This is a genomic window from Chamaesiphon polymorphus CCALA 037 (assembly GCF_003003845.1).
In the GTDB taxonomy this organism is placed as follows: domain Bacteria; phylum Cyanobacteriota; class Cyanobacteriia; order Cyanobacteriales; family Chamaesiphonaceae; genus Chamaesiphon; species Chamaesiphon polymorphus.
Genome location: NZ_PVWO01000009.1, coordinates 1 through 23,184, shown reverse-complemented (window position 1 = coordinate 23,184; position 23,184 = coordinate 1). Strand labels below are relative to the sequence as shown.

Annotated in this window: 19 protein-coding genes, 1 tRNA gene and 1 pseudogene; 9 read left to right on the top strand and 12 right to left on the bottom strand. The window is 47.4% G+C overall.

All coding sequences use genetic code 11. The annotated features are described in order from the left end of the window. Positions 1–94 precede the first annotated feature (94 nt). Positions 95–1,531 (bottom strand): gluconeogenesis factor YvcK family protein, encoded by a 1,437-nt coding sequence (locus C7B77_RS01555; protein ID WP_106299646.1) that lies wholly within the window; start codon positions 1,529–1,531, stop codon positions 95–97. A 108-nt stretch (positions 1,532–1,639) separates the two neighbouring features. Then, positions 1,640–1,774, bottom strand: a complete 135-nt coding sequence (locus C7B77_RS31285; protein WP_281261321.1) for a hypothetical protein — start codon at positions 1,772–1,774, stop codon at positions 1,640–1,642. 50 nt (positions 1,775–1,824) lie between these two features. Here C7B77_RS31285 and ruvC point away from each other — a divergent pair, with 50 nt between their 5' ends. Together ruvC and C7B77_RS01545 are read left to right on the top strand one after the other, a co-directional pair. After that, on the top strand, positions 1,825–2,316 hold the full coding sequence (gene ruvC, locus C7B77_RS01550) for a crossover junction endodeoxyribonuclease RuvC (RefSeq protein WP_106299644.1): 492 nt from the start codon (positions 1,825–1,827) through the stop codon (positions 2,314–2,316). An 87-nt stretch (positions 2,317–2,403) separates the two neighbouring features. Beyond that, complete coding sequence (locus tag C7B77_RS01545) at positions 2,404–2,649, top strand: hypothetical protein (protein WP_106299642.1); 246 nt, start codon at positions 2,404–2,406, stop codon at positions 2,647–2,649. A gap of 136 nt (positions 2,650–2,785) precedes the next feature. On the opposite strand, the gene C7B77_RS01540 is transcribed toward C7B77_RS01545, so the two are convergent. Together C7B77_RS01540 and C7B77_RS01535 are read right to left on the bottom strand one after the other, a co-directional pair. Beyond that, a complete protein-coding gene (locus C7B77_RS01540) occupies positions 2,786–4,426 on the bottom strand; it encodes a serine/threonine-protein kinase (RefSeq protein WP_106299640.1) in 1,641 nt (546 codons plus the stop codon). 479 nt (positions 4,427–4,905) lie between these two features. After that, positions 4,906–7,176 carry an amylo-alpha-1,6-glucosidase gene (locus C7B77_RS01535; protein ID WP_106299638.1) on the bottom strand — a complete coding sequence of 757 codons (2,271 nt, stop codon included), beginning with the start codon at positions 7,174–7,176 and terminating at the stop codon, positions 4,906–4,908. A gap of 317 nt (positions 7,177–7,493) precedes the next feature. Between C7B77_RS01535 and C7B77_RS01530 the strand changes: the two genes are divergently transcribed. Then, positions 7,494–7,577, top strand: a tRNA-Leu gene (locus tag C7B77_RS01530). A gap of 237 nt (positions 7,578–7,814) precedes the next feature. On the opposite strand, the gene C7B77_RS01525 is transcribed toward C7B77_RS01530, so the two are convergent. Beyond that, positions 7,815–8,324, bottom strand: a complete 510-nt coding sequence (locus C7B77_RS01525) for a GNAT family N-acetyltransferase (protein WP_106299636.1) — start codon at positions 8,322–8,324, stop codon at positions 7,815–7,817. Positions 8,325–8,587: 263 nt separating this feature from the next. On the opposite strand from C7B77_RS01525, the gene C7B77_RS01520 reads away from it, so the two are divergent. The 3 genes and pseudogenes from C7B77_RS01520 to C7B77_RS01510 all read left to right on the top strand — a co-directional run. After that, positions 8,588–9,961, top strand: a complete 1,374-nt coding sequence (locus C7B77_RS01520) for an NAD-dependent succinate-semialdehyde dehydrogenase (RefSeq protein ID WP_106299634.1) — start codon at positions 8,588–8,590, stop codon at positions 9,959–9,961. A gap of 208 nt (positions 9,962–10,169) precedes the next feature. Beyond that, positions 10,170–11,846, top strand: a complete 1,677-nt coding sequence (locus C7B77_RS01515) for an acetolactate synthase large subunit (protein ID WP_106299632.1) — start codon at positions 10,170–10,172, stop codon at positions 11,844–11,846. 199 nt (positions 11,847–12,045) lie between these two features. Beyond that, a pseudogene (locus C7B77_RS01510) lies at positions 12,046–12,249 on the top strand (type II toxin-antitoxin system TacA family antitoxin); the annotation flags it as partial. Positions 12,250–12,480: 231 nt separating this feature from the next. Here C7B77_RS01510 and C7B77_RS01505 read toward each other — a convergent pair. After that, a complete protein-coding gene (locus C7B77_RS01505; protein ID WP_106299630.1) occupies positions 12,481–12,822 on the bottom strand; it encodes a hypothetical protein in 342 nt (113 codons plus the stop codon). A gap of 141 nt (positions 12,823–12,963) precedes the next feature. Here C7B77_RS01505 and C7B77_RS01500 point away from each other — a divergent pair, with 141 nt between their 5' ends. Next, entirely contained in the window at positions 12,964–14,700 is a 1,737-nt protein-coding gene (locus C7B77_RS01500) for a serine/threonine-protein kinase (RefSeq protein ID WP_106299628.1), read from the top strand. 21 nt (positions 14,701–14,721) lie between these two features. Here the strand turns inward: C7B77_RS01500 and C7B77_RS01495 are convergent, their stop codons facing one another. The 3 genes from C7B77_RS01495 to C7B77_RS01485 form a co-directional block, all read right to left on the bottom strand. Next, complete coding sequence (locus tag C7B77_RS01495; RefSeq protein ID WP_106299626.1) at positions 14,722–16,239, bottom strand: SagB/ThcOx family dehydrogenase; 1,518 nt, start codon at positions 16,237–16,239, stop codon at positions 14,722–14,724. Positions 16,240–16,348: 109 nt separating this feature from the next. Beyond that, on the bottom strand, positions 16,349–16,885 hold the full coding sequence (locus tag C7B77_RS01490) for a hypothetical protein (RefSeq protein ID WP_106299624.1): 537 nt from the start codon (positions 16,883–16,885) through the stop codon (positions 16,349–16,351). A gap of 152 nt (positions 16,886–17,037) precedes the next feature. After that, a complete protein-coding gene (locus C7B77_RS01485; RefSeq protein ID WP_106299622.1) occupies positions 17,038–17,364 on the bottom strand; it encodes a 2Fe-2S iron-sulfur cluster-binding protein in 327 nt (108 codons plus the stop codon). Between the two features lie 153 nt (positions 17,365–17,517). On the opposite strand from C7B77_RS01485, the gene cimA reads away from it, so the two are divergent. Then, positions 17,518–19,116: a citramalate synthase gene (cimA, locus tag C7B77_RS01480; protein WP_106299620.1), complete on the top strand. Its 1,599-nt coding sequence runs from the start codon at positions 17,518–17,520 to the stop codon at positions 19,114–19,116. Between the two features lie 221 nt (positions 19,117–19,337). Further along, on the top strand, positions 19,338–20,813 hold the full coding sequence (locus tag C7B77_RS01475; protein ID WP_106299618.1) for an MFS transporter: 1,476 nt from the start codon (positions 19,338–19,340) through the stop codon (positions 20,811–20,813). Between the two features lie 167 nt (positions 20,814–20,980). Here the strand turns inward: C7B77_RS01475 and hpsJ-A are convergent, their stop codons facing one another. The 3 genes from hpsJ-A to crtA are packed head-to-tail and all read right to left on the bottom strand — an operon-like array spanning position 20,981 to position 23,124. Beyond that, on the bottom strand, positions 20,981–21,625 hold the full coding sequence (gene hpsJ-A / locus C7B77_RS01470; protein WP_106299616.1) for an HpsJ-like protein, cyanoexosortase A-associated: 645 nt from the start codon (positions 21,623–21,625) through the stop codon (positions 20,981–20,983). Between the two features lie 57 nt (positions 21,626–21,682). Beyond that, a complete protein-coding gene (locus tag C7B77_RS01465) occupies positions 21,683–22,384 on the bottom strand; it encodes a cyanoexosortase A system-associated protein (protein WP_106299614.1) in 702 nt (233 codons plus the stop codon). Further along, a complete protein-coding gene (crtA, locus tag C7B77_RS01460) occupies positions 22,381–23,124 on the bottom strand; it encodes a cyanoexosortase A (RefSeq protein WP_181243664.1) in 744 nt (247 codons plus the stop codon). Before crtA ends, C7B77_RS01465 begins: the two co-directional genes overlap by 4 nt. Between the last annotated feature and the right edge of the window lie 60 nt (positions 23,125–23,184).

Below are 23,184 nucleotides of genomic sequence, written 5' to 3'. Positions count from 1 at the left end.
TCGATTTTTGATTGAAAATTAGTAGTTAGCACCGACATTGCAAGTACTAACACCCCAATTATCAATTATCAATTCTCAATTATCAATTAACCCCTCAGGCTGATTTAATATTACGAGCTATTTGGGCTACCTTCAAACTACGATCGGCAGCCGATTCTTGAGCGCGACGATAAAAATGGATTAATGCTTTAGCCAGACGGCGGGGATTGTGCCGTAGATAGCGAGTTGTGGGGTCTTCTTCCATCACGTTAACCGAAAAGATGCTCCGTCCCAACTGTTTGACATCTTCTCGATCGAGCAAGACAGGGAAAGAGTTTTCCTCGGCATAATTTTGAAGACAACTCGTTGACGGCGGACTTTTCTGGACTAGTACCGCATCAAATAACTTGTAACCGCAAGCGCGATCGATACTTTCGATATGATCGGCAACAGTATAAGCAGTAGTTTCTCCTGGCTGCGTCATAATATTGCAGACATAAATACGCGGTACTTGACGCGCGGCAATTGCTTGGGCGATTTCTGGCACCAGTAAATTAGAAATCACGCTGGTGTACAAACTTCCAGGCCCCATGATAATATAATCCGCCTCTTGAATGGCCGCGATCGCCGCAGGTAAGGCAGGCGGATTGGCTGGAGAGCAACCGATCTCCACAATTTGGCCGTCACTATGACCGATACTCGATTCGCCGACGATCGTGCGTCCGTCGGCTAGTTTCGCCCACAGTGCGACATCTGTCAGCGTCGCTGGCAAAACTCGTCCGCGAATGGCCAAAACTTTGGAGCTAGCCACTACCGCGCGTTCGAGATCGCCAGTAATCTCCGACATGGCTGTCAAAAACAAATTACCAAAGCTGTGTCCCATCAAACCATCGCCAGCTTCAAAGCGATACTGAAATAATTCTGTCAATAATTTTTCTTCATCAGCCAACGCTGCGATACAGTTGCGGATATCTCCTGGCGGTAAGACGCCAAAATCTCGCCTCAATCGTCCCGAAGAACCGCCATCGTCCGCCACAGTGACGATCGCTGTCAGATTGGCACTGTAGAGCTTCAGACCCCGTAGTAGCGTCGATAATCCGGTACCGCCACCGATGGCGACAATTTTTGGCCCCCGATTGAGACGGCGATTTTGCCAGAGCATATCTAGCAATGTTTCGCCACCATCGGGACGTAACACCTTGCTAATCTCCCCCAACGAACGGCTATGACCCCAAAAGACGAGGAATAAACCGCAGCCCAAGACGATCGGCCCCGAGAGATAATGAGGAATTACTCTAGCCAAAAACTCAATGACCCGATCGACAATCTGAAACAGCCAGAAGATTGGCGTTAGCTTGAGCCAAATCGCCAAACCTAGAATCGTCATCAATACGCCGATGTAGATGGTTAGCAACCAGCGTTTGACAAAAATTCCTGGGGACAACCACTGAAATAGCCGCCGGACATTGGAATATTTGCCGCTCTGTGATGGTAAGGTACTACCACTACGACTCAAATTCCTGACTGCTCGTCTAAAGAGACCGATCGACATTATTTTTCTGAATTAAAAATAAAAGAATTGATGATGGATGAATGAATCTCAGATGAGTGGAAGAAACCTCGCCTTGAAACGGCGAGGCTTCCTTCCACTTCGTCAATCTTACAGGTACTCTGACGGATCGGAAAGAGTAAGTTGAAACTTGAGTAGTCTTGCGGCCAGTACCGGACATCCCATATCCCCATTTAATCCGACTATAATTGCGATCGTAAAGGTTAAATCTCTAGGTTCAGCCATAATACTCACGATCCAACTCTTGGTTTGAGATTAATTTTTGGTTACCCTAAATGACAATTACCAGAATTCTCGGATTAGATCCAGGGCTTGCCAGTCTTGGTTTTGGGGCGATCTCCGTTGCCATCCAATCTCGTCCGCCAGCGATAACTTTGATTGATTTTGGCATCATCCAAACTCCCGCTCGCACGGAGATCGGTTCGCGGCTTCAGACGATCTATGACGATCTGCACAGCTTGTTAGACGAAATTCAACCTAATTTAGTGGCGATCGAACAGTTATTTTTCTATAAAATGGGAAATACCATTCCAGTAGCCCAAGCGCGGGGGGTAATTTTGTTGGTCATCGCCCAACATCAAATCCCTTGGGTGGAGTTCACTCCCGCTCAAATCAAGCAAGCCGTCGCTGGCTACGGCAATGCCCAAAAACCTGACGTTCAAGCTGCCGTAGCCCGAGAATTAGGTCTCGATCGCATTCCCCGTCCCGATGATGCTGCCGATGCTTTGGCCATTGCCTTAACTGCATGGTTGCAACTTAGTTGTTAGTGGATAGTGGATAGTGAATGAATCCGATCCAGCGGCACGTTACTTTGTATAAACAAGTTTTAATCGATCCTTTCCGGAAATATTGCTATGGGTGCCAAAATTTTAAGCCTAATTAATAATTTACTGACATTTAATTTTTTCTTTGTGTTGTTGAGCTTTTTCTGGTTTATCATCGCAATTATCGGTAAATATACTCATATTCCTCTGGGCTTGCTGGTGTGGCAAAGTCTGTGGGAACCGCTGTTTCTCCCAGCTATTAGTGTACTAATGGGCGGGGCGATCTTGAGTGGTACGGCTAGTTACATTCTTAAAGATAGTACGCGATCTTCTTGAAAATTTGTATATATCGATCGATTTCCAAATAATCTAAATTACCAAAAAACCGCGTTTGCCATTTAGAAACACGGTTTACAATTAGTCTGAGATTGGCTCGATCGATCGTCAGTAACTATGACACCCTGTGATTGAATTACCAAAAACCACCGCGTTTGCCATTGGGAAACACCGTCATGAAATTGGTTTTAGCTTGGTTCAATTGGTCTTCGGTAACTTTGACACCCTTGAGATTTGCCCCACACAAATTTGCACCGTGTAGGTTGGCGTAATTGAGATAGGCGTCGCTCAAATCTGCACCACGCAGGTCGGCATTCTGAAGATTGGCATAGCTAAAGTAGCCCTTACTCAGGACGGTATCCTTGAGCACCGCACCGCTGAGATCGGCTTTATCAAACTTCCCAGCCGCTAAATTCGCCCCTTGGAGATTGATATAGGCACAATTAGCACTACTGAGCGTAATTCCTGGCAGATGCGCTTTAGCCAGATCGAGACTACTGATATCCATCTCGCTAAAAGTCCTCTGGCCGCGACGGAACGCCGCTAAAACACCCTGTGCGTCTAACTTTAGTTGCTCTCGCGGTACTGGAACTGCGGGAACTCCGCCCAAACCCGTGCGTAGATCTGCACCAATTCGGCTAGGATCGCCACCATTTTTGATATTAGTCGGATCGCGCTCGACTCGGGTGCGTTTGATCGCCTCTGCCATCCGCTGGGAAGCATTTGAAGAAGCTGTGGCGTTCGGTACATTTTGTGGCGAACTATTACGATTTTGAGGCAATCCTGGCGGCACTCCAGCTTTGACAATTGGGAGCGGATTGCTGGGACTGCCGACTTGAGGAGTGGGAACTCTGGGCGCGCGCGCTTCGGCAGGAACGGATGTCGATGCCAGTGCCCGTTGGACTTCTTCGACAGACTGATAGCGGTACCGCACGGATACTTCTAACATTTTGCCCAAGACTTGAGTCATATGTTTGCCCAACTGGACGTGTTTTTGCCACATCATTTCGCCAGTTGAGGGGTTATATTCAATATCTTTGGGAGATTTCCCCGTCATCAGATAGACACAAGTTACACCCAAAGCATAAATATCGCTGGCAAAGATCGGGCGCATGGCCAATTGTTCGGGCGGTGCGTAACCAGAAGTACCGACGGCAAATTGGGTGTTAGAGCCTTGTTCTACGCCTTCTGGAACTTCCATTTGGGCGACATAGTTTTTGACAGCTCCAAAGTCGATCAGGACTAGTTTGCCATCTTGGTCGCGCCGGAGAATGTTAGCAGGCTTGATATCGCGGTGAATTACCTGCTGGGAGTGAATATAAGTAATGACGGGCAGAATCTCGATCAGAAAGTCGCGAATTTTTTCTTCTTTAAATAGTCCAGTCTGTTTGACTTCTTGATGGATGGTATGTCCGCTGACATATTCCTGGACGAGATAAAAGTTGCGACGTTCTTCAAAAAAGTCTAATAGTCTGGGAATCTGCGGATGGTTGCCGATTTTCCCGAGGGTTCTGGCTTCGCGCTCGAATAGTTCTCTGGCCATACGCAGGAACTTCTCATGGTTATTGCTCGGCCTAAGTTGCTTGATCACACAAATAGGTTCGCCAGGAAGCGACACATCGATCGCTACAAATGTGGCACCAAAGCCCCCTTGCCCCAGTGATTTGGTAACTCGGTAGCGATTGCGAACGAGTAACCGTGCGCCACAGGCTTGGCACAGAAAAGCGTCTATCGGATTTTTAGGTTGGGGACAGTCAGGGTTTACGCAGTAGCTCATTGAGCCTCACCAGTGGAACATTTCTCTTGACATACTATTTTGTTGTTGGTATAGCCTCCCGTGGGGGGAATCGCGCTTCCATTGTCTAAGGAAACCAGACTATCTCGGAGTCAAATTCAGACGATCGCTAAAAAATTGGTCGCAGCGTCTTCAACACCAGAAGGGTTTGAGTTGCTCAATCCAGTTCGGGGGTTAGCTATTTACTCCTAATTCTACCGCTTTTATTCACACGATGCGATCTTACCTCATAGTATTATGTGCTGTTTTCGAGTTTTTGTGTTAATAAATAGACGACACTGACAGTCGATCGAAGATCGGGGGACGATCGATGAAACTGGAGAGCCGACGATCGAAGCATATTTGCTGAGTGAGGGAGCGATGCCGATGTCAAATCGGTATCGCTCGATCTCGTTATTTCTAAAGTACCCAAAAGTGAGCCGGGATCTCTCTTTTGAAGGGCAATATTATTTCGAGCGAGTCTAGGCTTCGATCGTTACCCGGAGATTACCACGTTTTTTGAGCACCCGACAGGATGTAGTCGCGCGCAAGCCCTCGCCTTCGGCATCGCGCTGGGTAAATTCCAGATCGAGCGAAGTCGCACCGACGCGTAAGTTTTTGAAGGAAATTTGATGGATATTGCTGGGCAAGGCCGGATCGAGAATGCGAAGATAGTTACTCGGTGCATCTGGCACTAAATTAACCATCATCTGCAAAAGCTGAAAAATGGTACCTGTCGCCCAAGCCTGTGGAGAACAAGCGACGGGATACTGAATCGGACTTTGCCCCTCGGTGCGTTCGTAGCCGCAGAAGAGTTCGGGCGGACGGTGATAGGGTTGATGCACTGTCATATCCAAAATGCCCTGTGCGACTTCTAACGCCTGTTCTACCGCCCCCACAGAACGCAAGCCCATGGTTATCAAGCTATTATCGTGCGGCCAGACCGATCCGGTATGATAACCGATTGGATTGTAAGCGGGCGACTGACTGCTCAGTGTCCGAATCCCCCAACCGCTAAACATATCGGGTGCCCGCAACCGTTCGGCGACACTTTTGGCCTTCTCTGGATACAATAAGCCCTGCTGGAGGCATTGACCGGGATTGGAGCTGATACTATCGACTTGTTTGCCCGCCCCATCGAGAGCCAGGGCGATAAAATCGCGATCGGGAATCCAAAAGTCGTGGTTGAAGCGTTGCTTGAGCTGCTGTGCTTCTTGTTGCCAGCGGCTGGCGAGATCGTTTTCTTGGCGAATGCGAGCTAGTTCGCTCATCCGAATTTTGGCTGCATAGACATACGCCTGCACTTCGCACAAGGTAATCGGGCCAGTGGCAATTTTACCCTGTCGATCGACGATACAGTCGCCTGAATCTTTCCAACCTTGGTTGACCAATCCGCGCGCAGATGTCCGAAAATAGCTTAGATAGCCAGTCTCGGCACACATCCGATCGACCCAAGCCATCGCCGCCACCGCATTTTCCCACAACCGATCTAGAGTTGCCGTGTCGTGCGTCCAGGCATAGTATTCGGCATAGAGCATCAACCATAACGGCGTCGCATCGACCGTACCGTAGTACGGAGTATGGGGAATCTCTTGACAGCGAGCCATTTCGCCCATCCGCAATTCGTGAAGAATTTTCCCGGGCTGTTCTTCCCGCCACTCATCATCAACTTTGCCTTGATATTGCGCCAATACCATTAATGTCTCGCGCGCGATCGTCGGATCTAAAATGAGTACTTGACTGGCAGCAATAATGGCATCGCGGCCAAATAGGGTACAGAACCAGGGGACGCCTGCCGATAATACTGTCCCTTTACTGCTAGGCTGACTGGGATTCGTGCTGGCAAAATCGAAACTTTGGCGCAATAAATATACATCTTGCTCGGCACGTTCGATCGCTTGGTTGAGCTTAGGATTATCGGTGCGAATTTGGGTAATTTGCGATCGCCAATGGTCTTCCTCCATCATTTCAGCGGCTTTGGCTTGAAATAGTGCCATCGGGCTATTTACCCGCGAGACTGGCCGATTATTCATCAACATTTCCAGCCGATAGCCAATTTTACAACTAGCGTGCGACTCTAGTTCGATCTGCCAGATGGCGGTATATCCTTTGAGATAGTCGGGCAACCGATGGGCGAATTGAATATTCGACTCTAAAATCGCTCCATCCAATCCTTGATAGGCTAGTGTCAATTCGTTGACGGTAGCGGGCACTTGTTTGTCGGGTTGGACGCGACGCAGTAAGCCACCACGCTGCTTGCGATTAAAACCACGAATTTCAAATAAGTCCGAAAAATCAGCATCGAAGCTCAAGCTTAATTCAAAGCTGACGGGCGTCGTATTATAGTTATGGATGGTCAGTTCTTCAAACAAGCTACCATTGAGAACTATTTCCCGTTGAATACTGATGGTTTCGGCATTAATATTGGGAATCGTCGGATTGGTACACAGTGCAGAGAGTGCAAATCCTTTATCCGCATTGCAAGTTAACAAAATTGGCGAGCTTCCGGCAATTTGTAATTCCAGCCGACTCAAAAAGCGAGTATCCCGACAAAATAAACCGAGGCTAGAGATCGTCTCATCTCGCGAACAACCAGAAATATTGCCCAGCGTATCCGTAATTAAAAATAAATCGTCATCTTTAAGGGTGAGCGTGGGTTGATTTCTGTCGCTAACAACACAGCCCCAGTCGGGAATATCTAACTCACTAGCCGGAATAAAAATTCTTCCTTCAAGTTCGATCCGATCGGACATACCAATACCTCTCTAGATGGAGTAGACGACATCAAGAATCTTCACTATACTCGATTCGGCTAAACCAATGCCATGAGAATAAGGGGATAGTAACTAGTGAATAGTGGATAGTGGATTGGGGATGAGAAGGTGTGCCAATACAGGGGAAACCCCAAAAACGCACTTTTCGCAATCCCGTACATCCTGTAAATCCTGATGCGGATTGAGGGATTGGGGAATTTCGATCGATCTGCTTGCATCAGCTTGACATTTATGATATATTGTCTATCTGTGAAACTTTTTACCTTACTTAAAACTTAAGTAGTGTAATAACACCTGGGGGTGTGGTGGAATGGTAGACGCGACAGACTTAAAATCTGTTATCCGTAACGGATGTGCGAGTTCAAGTCTCGCCACCCCCATTAAAATAAAATCTCTATTTCGATCGAGGCAGACTTATCGATTCTCACCCCCAACAGGGCAATTTTTTCTGCCTAAAGCGCAAAATTTTGAAAACGCAACCTGTCATAAGATTGGGACTACTCAGAACGATTTGGATTAGTGGTTTTGCGCGGTTAATTGGCACGTTTCTTCATAGCTGTCTTATTCGATCGGGATTTGTGCGGGTGGGCATTAACCGTTCTACTGGTATTAACTGGCTATAGAGATCGCTCCATATACAACCAGTATGCTTGACGATCGAGCGGAATCTTCGTCCCAGAATAGGGTGGGATTTCGACAAATTCATAATCGGCATAGAGTTGATGCGCGGCACTAGCAAAGCGGGGCGTATCCAATCGCATGGCTCGATAGTGGGCACTTTGGGCGATAGCGATCGATCGTTCTAGCAAGGCACGGGCGACACCTTGCCGACGGTATGCGGGTTTGACATACATCCGGCACAATTCGCAAATTTGCGGTTCTAGCTGTTTGATTGCCGCACAGCCGACGATTTCTCGATCGATTCGAGCGAGCATTAACGCTCCAGTTGGTGGGCTGTAGAGCTTGGCTAATGCCTCATCGGTGAGTTCCCGCTCGATCGTATTCGGTACATCGATCGTGACTGAGTATTCAGCCTGAGCCAACGTCTTAGCAGATTCTAGATGCTCGATAAATAATTCTCGGAGCTGTAGCAAGTATGCAGGTTGATAGGGAATCAGATCGAGCATGGCGATTAGCGGTCGAAGTTATCTAGATTTTATTTTCTCACTTCATTTTGAGAAGTGAAACGACTAAATAGATCGCCCGAACCGATATCGATTCGGGCAAGCCAATCTCAAGGATTTCTGGAGAGTCTTTAGCAAATAGTCACTACCTGCAACATAAATGTAAATTTTCATCATGTTTGTCATGTAATTGGATGTTGCAGTCCCGAAATTTGTCACGATCGAGAGAGGAAAACAATGTTGCCGCTAATCGGTGACTCGAACCAATGAGTATTGCTAGTATCAATCCTACGACGGGTCAACAACTACAAATTTTCCCAACTCTCTCCGACGATCTCCTCAAAGCCAAAATTATCGAATCGGAACGGGCTTTTCAAGACTATCGGCAAACTTCCTGGGAGCAGCGGAGTCAATGGCTCCATCGGGCTGCTAGCCTCCTGCGGGACGATCGACAGTCCTTGGAGTGGGCAAAACTCATGACCCTGGAAATGGGCAAACCGATCGAACAGGCGATCGCCGAAATCCAAAAGTGTGCCTTGGTTTGCGACTATTATGCAGAGCATGGGGCGGCGTATTTAGCCCCCGAAATAGTGACTACCGATGCCAGCGAGTCGCGGATCGAGTACCACCCCCTCGGTACGATTTTAGCCGTGATGCCGTGGAATTTTCCCTTTTGGCAGGTATTTCGCTTTGCCGCACCGACTTTGATGGCGGGGAATGTGGCTCTGCTCAAACATGCTTCTAATGTCCCCCAATGCGCGATCGCGATCGAAGAGATTTTCCTGCAATCTGGGTTTCCGCCAGGGGTATTTCAAACGCTGTTAATTTCGGCAGATCGAGTCGAGTCGATCGTCAAATCGCCCCAGGTCAAAGCTGCTACCCTGACTGGCAGCGAACCAGCCGGAGCCAGTTTAGCCCAGACAGCAGGGTCAGTCCTGAAAAAAACCGTGCTGGAATTGGGTGGCAGCGATCCATTTATCGTGACGACGAGTGCGGATCTGGATGCAGCAGTAGCCGTCGGGGTGAAGGCGCGGCTGCTCAATAACGGGCAATCTTGTATTGCTGCCAAGCGGTTTATCGTGCTGGAGGCAATTGCAGATGATTTTACAGCCAAGTTTGTGGAGGCATTTAGAAAACTCCAGATCGGCGACCCCTTGCAAACCGCGACTGATGCTGGCCCCCTGGCTACCCTGGCTGGTTTGGAACAGATCGATCGACAGGTACGAGATTCGATCGCAGGTGGAGCGGAATGTTTAATTGGTGGCAAGCCTTGGTCTGGATTACCAGGCTTTTTTTATGAGCCTACTATCCTCAAGAATATTCCCCCGACTTGCGCCACCTATCGCGATGAATTTTTTGGCCCCGTGGCGTTGTTATTTACAGTACCCGATCTGGATGCCGCGATCGCGCTGGCGAATGACAGTCCCTTTGGTTTGGGTGCGAGTGCCTGGACTCAGGATGATTCAGAACGCGATCGCTTGATTCGCGAATTAGATGCGGGTTCGGTGTTTATCAATGGCATGGTCAAATCCGATCCGCGCCTGCCATTTGGCGGCATTAAGCGATCGGGTTACGGTCGCGAACTCGGACGCTCCGGCATTCTAGAATTTGTCAACATCAAAACTATCTGGATTAAGTGAGTTTATGAATACGGCTGGTAAAACCAAAGATCTTGCCCTCACCCCCAACCCCTCTGTCTTGACGCACACAAACGGGAGGGAACCTCCCGTTCGATGCGTCGCTCCCAAGCTTGGGAGAGGGGAGCCAGAGCCGGAGGCGATGGCGGGGTGAGGGCGACGGTGTTTCGCTAGCAACAGAAGTCTTTGTAAATCAATTTGGGATGATTTTATGAATACGGCAGAATTATTGGTGCAATGCCTGGAAAACGAAGGCGTGAAGTATATATTTGGACTCCCAGGCGAAGAAAATCTCCACATCCTCGAAGCACTCAAGGGTTCCTCGATTCAATTTGTGACCTGTCGGCACGAACAGGGAGCCGCTTTTATGGCCGATGTCTATGGGCGATTGACCGGACAGGCGGGGGTCTGTCTATCCACCTTGGGGCCAGGGGCAACTAATCTGATGACGGGGGTAGCCGATGCCAATCTAGATGGGGCACCGCTGATTGCGATTACGGGTCAGGTAAGTACCGATCGAATGCACATTTTATCCCATCAGTATCTCGACTTGGTAGCGATGTTCGCACCGATTACAAAGTGGAGCAAGCAAATCGTCCAGCCCAATAGTACCGCCGAAATCGTCCGCAAAGCCTTCCACGTTGCCCAGTCGGAAACGCCTGGAGCGGTGCATATCGACGTGCCAGAAAATGTCGCGGCAATGCCAGCAACGGTAAAACCCCTGCCCAAAAACGGATCGAGTCGAGTCTATGCTGCCTTTGCCAGTCTCGATCGAGCCGCAGCAGCCATTGCCCAGGCTCAAAACCCGCTCGTATTAGTCGGCAACGGTGCGATCCGCTCCCATGCCAGCCTTGCCCTCACGGAATTGGCTACCCAACTAAATTTACCCGTAGTCAACACCTTTATGGGCAAGGGGGTCATCCCCTATACCCATCCCTCCGCTCTGTGGGCGGTGGGTCTGCAACAGCGAGACTATATCAGTTGTGGATTCGATCGCACTGACTTGGTGATTGCGGTAGGATACGACCTCATTGAATATTCGCCCAAAAAATGGAATCCTACATGCGAAATTCCGATCGTCCACATCGCCGAAGTTTCGGCAGAAATCGATAGTAGCTATATTCCCCAGGTAGAGGTGGTGGGAGACATTGCCGACTCGCTTCAGGAGATTCTGCAAAGGTGTAAAAAGTTGTCAGATGCTAAATCTAAACCCGAACCCTATGCCCTCTCGCTGCGTGAGGAAATTCGGGCAGACTACGAGCAGTACGCCCAGGATAAAGGCTTTCCGATTCGCCCCCAAAAACTCATCTACGATCTGCGGCAGGTTTTAGGCGATGATGATATCCTAATTTCCGACGTAGGTGCCCATAAAATGTGGATCGCTCGTCACTATCACTGCGCCAAACCCAATACCTGTTTGATTTCTAACGGTTTTGCGGCGATGGGAATTGCCATTCCAGGCGCGATCGCGGCTAAATTGGTTTATCCCGATCGTCAGGTGATTGCTGCGACGGGAGATGGGGGTTTTATGATGAACATGCAGGAGCTAGAAACTGCGCTGCGGCTGAATACTCCCTTTGTAACGCTGATTTTTAACGACGGGGGCTATGGGCTAATCGAATGGAAGCAAAGGCAGCAGTTTGGAGTGTCTTCGTTTATCAAGTTTGGCAATCCCGATTTTGTGAGGTTGGCTGAGAGTATGGGACTGAAGGGTTATCGGATTAATGAGACTATGGGGTTGATTCCCACGCTACAAGAGGCTCTGGCTCAGGATGTTCCGGCGGTGATTGATTGTCCGGTTGATTATCGAGAGAATTTTCTGTTTAGCCAAAAATCTAAGGCTTTGGACTGTCTAATTGCGGAGGATGTAGAGTTACCAGAAGCCTAAAGTCAATTTTTCACTGTTTTGGTCGATCGACAGATCCCGACATTATATGGCTCTTGTAATCGGCTTTTGTGTAGACGATCGATCCACAATTTGTAAAAATTAGAAGAAATAAGGCTAAAAATATTATGTCTTCTTCCTCAGTCTCTCGCTCTCCTCGCGATAGTAGTATGAATATCCGTCTCAACCTACACTCGATCGAGCTGCGAGCTACCAGGGCAAAAATCGGTCTGATTTTGTCTTGGAAGTAGCTTGTCGGGAAGCAGAACATGTGTTGTTAGACCAAGCCTATATTGCTGTTAGTGAAGAAACATTTGCCAATTTTTGTCAAATGCTGGATTCACCCCCAGAGCCTTCAGAGGGCTTGCGTAAACTCATGCAGGTTAAGGCACCTTGGGTAGAGTAAAACCATTACGGATTTCGATTGTGGTGTTGATTCGCTCAATGAATGGCTGGGTAAACGAGCGTAGAAAACAAATTGTTACGTGTAGTTGAATTAGCACATAATGGGCACTGGGCTAATGTTTGGGTTGAGGATACGTTCACACTAAGGTGATGTTGGTCTGTGTCGATTTCCTCGTGTTCTAATCGTAGTAGATTGACACCAGGCAGTAGGCATTAAGCCTAAAACCTACCCTCATTTAATCACTTTCACCGTTTTGACTTGCAATGGTTGTCCGACTTGGCAGATAGTTACCATGTCTGTCTTAGGGACGCCGCTGATTTGGACTCTGGTGCCATCAATTTTGGGGAATTTGCCCATCAATTCGTACTTTTTACCATTATCGGCAGCGAGTTGATAACAGGTACCCGATACGGCTAATTTTTTAATCGTGCCAGTGAGACTGACTGTTGCTGGTTTGACTTGGGCTGTGCCAGTCGATGTATTTGCCAGTGCGGTTGAAAGGGGCAGTAAAACTCCAATTGCCAAAATTGTACCTAGGATCGAAACACAGATTTTAGCTAGTTTAACATTCATAATTTTGCTCCTATATTTATTTTCATTACTAGTTTTCAGACGAGAGATTCGATCGATACCATTGTAAAGAGATAAAGCTCAAACTAGATTTAGATGTGGCTGGATAGAGCTAAAATACAGATACCACAACTAGAATAACCCATGCTGTCCGGTTATCTTCTGCGCAATCGCTATCGCATCGAAAATCGCCTAGCTGCGGGGGGATTTGGCGAGACATATATAGCTGTAGATGAAGATTATCCTAACAAACGCCGAGTCGTAGTCAAGCATCTCAAACCTCAAAGTAACGATCCGGCTGTACTGGAGACAGCGCGGCGGTTATTTGAGAGTGAAGCAGTCACCCTCGCTCAATTGGGTGAGAAAACAGACCGCATCCCCACGTTGTATGCTTACTTTGAGGAAAATCGGGAATTTTATTTAGTACAGGAATTAATTGAAGGAAAAACTCTGACGCTGGAATTGGGCACTCAGAAATTATCCGAAGCCGCAACGCTGGAAATTATCCGCGAAATTTTGGCTGTATTAACGGAGGTTCATACTAACAGGATCGTACATCGCGATCTCAAACCCGATAATATCATTCGACGATCGAGCGATCGCAAGTTAGTCTTGATTGATTTTGGTGCAGTCAAAGCCGTTCTTCAAACAGTTTTGCACGCTTCTGGCCCTAAATCGATCGGGATCGGTACGGCTGGCTATATGCCAACAGAGCAAGCAATGGGCTATCCTACGGCTGCTAGCGATATCTATGCTGTAGGCGCGATTGCCTTACAATGCTTGACGGGCAAGCTTCCGAGCCAATTGTTTGATGAGGATACTATGGAGTTGAGATGGCAGCATCTCTGTTCGGTGAGCGATCGAGTTGCTAATATCCTCTCTAGAATGGTGGCTACCAAACAGCTCGATCGCTATCCTAACGCGATGGCGGCGATCCAAGCGATCGATTCGCTCGTCGCACCAGCACCCCCCACACCGAGTGTGACAATTATTGCACCACCTGCATCCATTCCAGAACCGCCCAAGCAGCCTCATCAAACTCAATCGTCACCACCAGCTACGACAGCCTCTCCACAGGCTTTTCAACCACCTGTGAGGCAACAAATCGATCGACGCAAGTTTGTGAAATGGGCTACTCTTGGCGGCTCGGGATTTATCGGGATATTGGTCTTGTCAAAAGTCTTCAATCGATTGAAACTGTCACCTTTTGCATCGACTTCTGCCAAGCGCACTGCGGCGGATAAATACATTACTTCCGGGTTGAAAAAGTTCGACAAAAGAGATTTTCAAGGAGCATTAGCGGATTACAATCGGGCAATTAAAATCGATCGCAAACATGAAATTGCTTATTTCAATAGGGGTAATACTAAAGACTATTTAGGAAATACCAAAGGTGCTTTAGCCGACTACAATAAGGCAATTGCGCTCGCGCCTAAATTTGCTGATGCTTATGCCAATAGAGCTTTTGTCAAGTACAAGTTAGGAGACTCCAAAGGTTCGTTAGCTGATTCTAATACTACCATTGCCCTAGATCCAAAAAATGAAACTGCCTTTCAAAATGCAGCCTTTGTTAAGTACGATTTTAACGATCTGCAAGGAGCAATCGAGTTGTGGAGTAAATCTTTGAAAATAAATCCCGATAATTCTGATTCTCAATTAGGATTGGCAGTAGCATTGTATAAGCAAGGACAAGAATCTGAAGCTTATCAATGGGGAGCAGCAGCAATTCGGCAAGAAAAGCGATCGAAAGATTTAAATTTTCTCCGCAACGAGCGTTATTGGAGCGATACGATCCTCAAAGATGCTGCTAAATTTCTCAAAACTCCTACCATGACTTCGATTAGACCAAATTCTGATAGTCCTAGCAAGCAAAAATATTAGCTGAAGATCGAGATCTAAATCTTACGCTGGACGCCCTAAAGTAGTGATATACAAGACAGCTTCATCTGCTGGAATCCCTAAAACTTCATTGACTCGATCGTCAAAAAATCCGGCAATCCCGCTAACGCCGACATCCAGACGAATGGCGGCTAAATTTAAACGTTGACCTAAATGTCCGGCATCTAAATGTAAATAACGATAAGCTCGATCGCCATATTTTTGTACGGCCATATTTAGATCGGCGGTATGAAAGATGACAGCACCAGCATCGCGGCCTAATTCTTGTCCCAAGCAGAGATAATGCAATTCTTGGCGAAAATTTTTAAAGCGAATTTGTCGAAGTTCTTGGGCTTTGGGGGCGTAATAATAGCAACCTTCTTCTAAACCATTTACTCCAGAGACCGCAATAAATGTCTCGATTAAACCTAAGTCAAAATAGTCAGGATTGGGATCTAAACCTTGCTCGATATAATGTTGGGGATGATAGGTAAAATCTAAGATGGCATTGAGTTCTTCGAGCATTAATGCTCCACCTGTATAGGCACGAGTAGATCGACGCTTGAGAATTGTGTCTTCTAGTCCGGCTAAGGGTACATCATCTTGCCAACTAATCGGTGATGTTGCGGTAGAAATCTTGAGACAAAATGGAAAGTTATATTTGTCTCCAAGTTCGACTGGATCGATCGCGTTTACATTTGCTGGTAATTGTCTGAATTGAGATATTTCTGTCATTTGATGGCAATACTTTAACAATTGTCCATCGGGTAGCTCTGGATATTCTAGGTTGATTCTTGAAGGTAGTGCTGATGGGAAAGCAGGGATACTTAGATCGGGATGCATATCCAGATCGACAATCGGAATTACAGTGACGACACCTTCTTCTTCGGTATTGAGATATAGTAGTTCATCGATTTGGCGATCGATAAAACCACCTACAAAATAAGGCCGAAATCCATTGATTGCGCCCGCCAGTTCGATATTACCTAATAAATGCCCAGTATCGAGAAAAATCCGCCGATATGCCCGATCTTGATATCGCCATGCCGAGCGATAAAATACGGCTGTAGTGATTAAGCTTAACTCGGCGATCGCCAACGCTGGATGATTGAAACAAGCAACTTGAATATTCTGCCAAACATCACTCGCCCAAAAATGTATTAAGGTATGATCTTTAGCTTGATAATTATATAATCCGGCAGGTAATAAACTATTCCCGCGAGCTACTAAATAAATTTCGGCTGGATACAAGCCACCTGCTGAAGGAGCGGCACGTAAATACATCGGATCGCCCATTGTTTGAATTCTGGCCGTCAGTCCATAACTACACAATAAGAAATGCGATAGTCGCTGCCACCACTGACTTTCGACATCTTGTTTGGTTGCTTGTAAATATGGCTTGAGATCGTAACTAGTGCCGATTTTATATTCTTTATACGATGATGGTTGTTGACTCCAGTCTAACCCTTGGCTCTTAGATGAAATCGTCTCTGGATCGTATTTTGTCCGCTGATGATAATGCTGCGAAAAGGAATCAATCATGAGAATTATCGATCGGTAATATTAGAGCGGGGAAAGGGTGGATGGGTGGATGGGTGGATGGGTAATAAAGAGTAAAAGGACACTTGCGTTCACTATTAACTATCAACTATCAAATACTTAAATCGATCGCCGTCCAGATCGTCCAAGTGTCAGTTAGTAATAATAAGCCAGTTAATAGTAATAAAGCAAAATACATCCAAGGTTGAGAAAGTGGATAAATATCGGTAGTATCGATCGAGGTATATTGTTGAATTAATCCGACCAATCGATTAAACCCCGCAACCCGCATCGGTAGTAAAAATCCTTCGCCATTGCCATTAATAAAATAATAAACCAATCCACCCTGTCCGGTCGTCCGCATTTTTAATTCTTTAACATCGCTCCAAGCTAGGCTCCAACTTTTAACGAACAAACTCGGCACCCACGCTGGATAATTCACCTGGATCGATCGATCGTCCACTACCACCCGCTGGCTTAATGCCCCCTGGAGTGCGGTAAATCCCAAACCGATTCCCACCCACATCAGCCACGCTGGAACTTCGGCACGGGCAAATGTCGCCAGGAATGGCAGCGGAATCATCAGCGAGATATACAGTAAGCTTAGTGTGATTCGGATGAGTGGAGAAATGTGAAAGATCGTTGACATTGTTAACAGGAGAGTAGGAGAAGAATCTATGACGGGTAGGGGCGGGTTTATGCTAGCTGCTACGGATGTTACTGTTCGATCTAGAACAAACCCGCCCTCCCCACTAGCAGATCTCAAGTAGGTTCTATGAATAGAAAGATAACAACCGATCATTACCAGGCGCGATCGAGTCCTTGTCCCCAAAATGCGGTAAATTTACTCACGGTAATATCGCCCAAAACTTGAGTCTGACAAGCAAGGCGAAGGTTTCTTGAAGGAGTATGAGGTGGGAAACTGCGTCTGGCAGTGTCTTTCCAGTTTGGTGCGGATACATCACCTTCGATCGCAACCGCACAGGTGCCGCAGGTGCCGATGCCCATACAATTGATAATTTTGGCATTACCATTATAGAGATCTACCCCATTGGCGAGTAAAACCTGGCGGAGATTGGCTCCCGATTCGCAGGTAAAGTTTTTTCCTTGCGCGGTAACTTGGGGCATTGTTATTAACTACATTAAAGACTGCTTCTATTTTCGCGCAATTTATGACAGAGCATAAAATTGACGACAAGCTGCTAAATCGATACTCGTGCTGAGATTCTGTGGTGGCAAGGTAAGTGCAGAAAATAATCCAAAATCCAAAATCCAAAATCCATGACGATCCAGATCTACGATACGACGCTCCGAGATGGCGCACAAAGAGAGGGTATGACTTTGGCAGTTGAGGATAAGCTCAAAATTGCCAGACAATTGGACAAGTTGGGCGTACCGTGGATCGAGGGTGGTTGGCCGGGTGCCAATCCTAAAGATGGCGAGTTTTTTCGGCGATTGCAGCTAGAACCGCTGACTCAGGCAGAAGTTGTGGCATTTTGCTCGACGCGACGTCCCGGCGGACTGGCAGCAGAAGATCGAATGTTAGCGGCGATTATTGCCGCTGGAACGAAGTGGGTGACGATTTTTGGTAAATCTTGGGATTTACACGTTACAGAGGGCTTAAAGACCGATTTAGCCGAGAATCTGGAGATGATTCGGGACTCGATCGAGTATCTAATTTCGCAGGGCAAACGGGTAATTTATGATGCCGAACATTGGTTTGACGGTTATTTAGCCAATCCAGAATATGCCCTCAAGACGCTACAAACCGCGATCGATGCTGGTGCCGATTGGCTGGTCTTTTGCGATACTAATGGCGGTACATTGCCCCAAGATATTACTAAAATTGTCGATCGCGTTATTCAGACTGTCGATCCTCAGCGAGAGCTACAATTTGGCATCCACACTCACAATGATTGCGAACTAGCCGTCGCTAATGCACTCGCGGCGGTGAGTAGCGGCGTGACAATGGTGCAGGGGACGATTAATGGTTATGGCGAACGCTGTGGCAATGCCAATCTCTGCGCGATTATTCCCAATCTCCAACTCAAGTTGGGCTACTCATGTCTGCACGAGGCAGATCTGATTCGATTGACTCAGGTGAGTAGGTATGTCAGCGAAGTCGTCAATATTGCGCCCAACGATTACGCCGCATTTGTGGGGCGGTGTGCCTTCAGCCATAAAGGTGGCATCCACGTCTCGGCTGTCGAACGCAATCCGCTGACTTACGAACACATCGACCCGCTCCTAGTCGGCAACGAACGCCGGATTGCCATTTCCGAGCAATCGGGATTGAGTAACGTTTTAATTAAAGCTAGCGAAATGGGACTGACGCTCACCAAAGCCGATCCCCGCACGCGACAGATTTTAGCCAAACTCAAAGAGTTAGAATATCAAGGCTACCAATTTGAAGGCGCGGAGGCAAGTTTTGAACTATTAATGCGCGAGATTTTAGGTCAAACTTCGACACTATTTACCATTCAGGGTTTTCAAGTACATTGTTCGATCGCTACTCAACAGCATCATTCGCTAGCGACAATTAAGATTGCTGTCGATGGTCAAGATATCCTCGAAGTTGCCGAAGGTAATGGCCCAGTTGCTGCGTTGGATGCCGCATTACGCAAAGCCTTGAGTAGGTTTTATCCAGAATTAGCAAAATGTCATTTGACTGATTATAAAGTGCGGATTATTGATGGTGAAGCGGGCACTGCGGCAATTACGCGCGTGTTGGTAGAATCGAGTAATGGCCACCATCGCTGGACGACGATCGGCGTCTCAGAAAACATCCTCGAAGCATCTTATCAAGCTGTTGCCCAAGGCATCGAATACGGATTGTTAGTGAGATCGCCACAAATGTGTAGTTTGGTAGATGTTAAGTAGGGAGTAGGGAGTTGGGAGAGGGGTCGTAAAAAACACTCCATTACCCATTACCCATTACCCATTACCCATTACCCCTCACCCCTTTCCCCGCTTCTAGTTGTCAACACTCTGAATGTCAAAAATTTTATCCGATCCCTATCTCCTATTCCCGATTCGCTCATCTCTGAATTCTGTCAGAATTCAAATAATGCGATCTTTTTTGTTGCAAGCGAGGTTAATCTGTGGATCTAGGTCTGAAGACGACGGTAACAGCCATTCAAATCGAGCTACAGACCGATGAAGACGATTCTCCAAAGGAGAGGCTACGCCAACGCTCGACTACACTCCAACGCATTCCCACCAGCGAGATTCGCCGCAGTCTCAAGGCATCCTCGATCGATGGAGTATTCGCAGCGATCTTTTCTAACCTCACGGGTGGCGTCTTACTGAGTAATTTCTTAGTCGATCTTCAGGCAAATTCATTCGAGATCGGCATTTTAGCAGCAATTCCGATGATCTCCAATATCGTCCAACCTCTGGGAGCCTGGTGGGGCGATCGGTTGCAAAGTCGGTTACGCTTTTGTTCGGGTATTTATATACCATCGCGATTGGTGTGGCTATTCCTGCTCGTGGGCATTTGGCTCTACACTCAGCAACGGATCGACGATCGCACGATGGCGATCTGGACGATGTTGGTAGTGGCTCTAAGCCATATATTAGGCGGTTTGGGGAGTGCGACTTGGTTGAGCTGGATGGCGGCTTTGGTGCCCAGACAATTGCGCGGTCGTTATTTTGGCATTCGCAATACAGCTTCAAATCTCACTAGTCTCATCGTCGTCGCGATCGCTGGTTTTTTGGTAGCCAACTATCCTAGCGGCGAGTTAGAAGGATTTGCGATCGCTTTAGCCGTTGGGATCGTCGCAGGCATAATTAGTCTGATCTGTCAATGGCAAATGGTCGATGTCAATCCCCAAGATCGGTTAAAATCGGGCACTATTCAGATTGAGGCTAATTCTACCTCTACAACAGTAGCAATCGTCTCCCCGCCCGAATCTGCACTGGTAACAATCGGCCAAGATCCGCATTTTCAGGGCTTTCTGTGGTGTCTGGGTGCCTGGACATTCGCACTCAATCTCAGCGCGCCATTTTTCAATCTGTATCTACTCCAAGATTTATCGATCGATGTCGGCTGGGTGACACTCTACAATAGCCTGACATCGGTAGCCAATCTCGCGTTGCTGATCCCCTTCGGTCGTTGGAGCGATCGCATCGGCAATCGGCTGCCGCTGTTAGTCATGGGACTAGTTATGACGGTCTTGCCACTGCTATGGCTGGGTGTGGGTAAAGATTCGCTCTCATTGTGGGTGGTTTTGCCCCTGCTATTCATTCTCAATGGTGGGGCGAGTGCCGCGATCGATCTGAGCATTAATAATCTCCAGATCGAAATCGCTCACGAACATCATCAGGCTCAATATTTTGGCATTGCTGCTGCTGTTGCAGGCATCAGCGGTGCGGCGGGTACCGTCGCTGGCGGCGGACTCGATCTGCTCGATTCTCTGGGCGGATTGACTAGTTTATTCGTAATTTCTAGCATCCTCCGCTTGTTATCACTGATCCCGCTACTGCTACTCAAGCACGAAGGAGAGCGGTCTTTTTTGGAACGACTTTTAGATTTTAATTGGTTGGCAAGATTGACAAATCGATCGAACTCAGTCTAGCAAGTTTACAGCCCCACTCCCAAGGACAGCAACAGAATCGAACAAAAAAGAGCGGACACCATGTCAAATCAAAGACACGATCTCCGCTCGCTCGATCGATTCGACACCGATTTAACAAACAAAGCCTAAAGCCTAAAGCCTAAATCCTAAAGCCTAAATCCTAAATCCTATTGTCTCGCCCAAGCGGTACCCGCCCATAATTGCACGAACAGCACACCTGTAACTAAAGCACCCAAGCCCCACTTGACAGCACTTTTGATTAAAGCAGTTCTTTGACCACCTTTACTAATGCTCGATTGATCTTTTAAGTTCTTCTCGACAGCGGCGGCTTCCTGCATCGCTTTAGCTTTAAAAGCTGTCGGATCGGTCATTTGCATGCGATTACTCTTCATCAAAGCTTCTACTTGAGAGCCGGACATCTTCTCAAGTTGAGTTTGAATCTGTTGTGCTTGGGTTATTCTCGGATCGAATTGCGCGTTGACTTGTGCTTGAGCGCGATCGTTGAGAGTAGGCAAGGTCACAAAGAAAACCACTACCAATGCAAAATAGAAGATCGCCGATAGCAACGCCAGCCAAGACAATGCCTTGAGTACCAACAACTCTCGCTTTTTGCGAATCTCTTGGTTACCGTAAAAGACGAGGATAAAGCCGATCAGCGGCACGGCAGAGCGTTCTACAAATCCTCCAGCAGTCTGAAACTGCCAGCCCGGATTGCTAAATTGGGGCGGTACGAGCGCGCTGACCACATCAAATAGTGTCAGGATCAGCAGTCCATAACCAACAATGCGAAAGAGAACTAGAGCTGGAGTCATAAAAAATAGCACCTGATTATTTAATTTAACGGGAGTAAAGAAAATTGAGTTGACAATTTAGGCCGCAGGGAAATTTCCCTGCCACCAACGGATCCAATTTACGCCTGTTGTTTCTAATGTTTTCATCGTAGCATCAGGAGCAGCTTCATCGATCGGGGTAGATAGCAATGTCCACAGGCAGCGGCTATCCCTGAAGGTTTGCCGCCCCATCAACCACGGTAAAAACCGATGGAAGGGAATGCCATTAGCCAGCGGATTGGGACTGCTATTGTTATGAAACTGATCTCCAGTTACGGTAACTATCCCTTGCGGATTGATACAAGTACCAAAATACGCCGTTTTGCGATCGACAAATAAGCTATAAAAACCCAACCCAGGTCGTTCTTTCATCGTGGCTGGCCCCAGTACAGTTGCCGGAACTTTGGTAAACTGAGGTAGCATCGCATCCATGGTCGGACGATTCGAGACCCCATCGGTGACGTAGCGGATCTGAATATCGATCGGCTGGGGCTTGTTATCGTAGCGATACGACATCCCTGTGGCGATCTGCTGATTGGGAAAAGCATGGTCGGCTAAGGGTTTACTAGCTAACATCTTGACTGGTAATGGCACCTGCTGCGGATAATCAAACTTGGCAGGCTGCCGCAAACTCGCCCTGGTGGGGTTATTTAAGATCGCATTACCCAATACGCCGATGGCACCGCCACACAAAACGACTAGCAAAGATTGACGTGCTAAAGTGGCTACAGACATTATCATTCTGCTTCCTCCCGCACTGGTGAGGCAGGTGTAAATAATTTAATCAGCAGCCAGACTACTCCCACTAATAACATCGTCCCGATGACGGAAAATACCAACGAACCAGAACCCTCGTGCCAGTATTCAAAAGATTCCATCTGTTTTTGAGCTACCAGAATTGCCATTAACGCTACCCGTGCCACATTAACCATAAACCCGATCGCGACTGCTGCTATAGGTATAATCAATTTTTGCGACCATTTCCAGGGCAAAGGCAACAGCATCAGAAACAAAACCGACATGCCTAGCAATTGGCTCATGGCGACTACTCCAGAGCAGCCACTATATACCTGAACGCTAGTACCTGCAAGATTGATATAGATGCCGTTTTGAGTTACGGGCCAACCTGAATACCACAGCACGGCAGTGGCAAATTGAGCTGTCACTGGCGACGGATCGGCGAGTGTGGCGAACAAAACTTCGGGTATGCCGGAAAAAAATAGCAGTACGAGTTCTCGCCAATATTCTTTCAATCCTCGAAAACCAGACGCGATCGTCGCGATCGCAATTCCAGCCAGAAATGGATAAATAAATAGGAAAGATTCTTCACAATATCCAGTCGTCTTAAGTAATAGCATGGACAGCAAGATGGTTCCGAACAAGCTGGCTACCAAACTGGTTTGATACTGAAGTTTGTCTTGCCGTTCCCAAATTAAATAGGCCGCAGTCGCCCAAAATAGCATACTAGTACTGAGCGGCACAAATAACCATATGATTAGAAGAGAGCTTTTTGAGAATAAAGTAATATAGCATATGCCAAG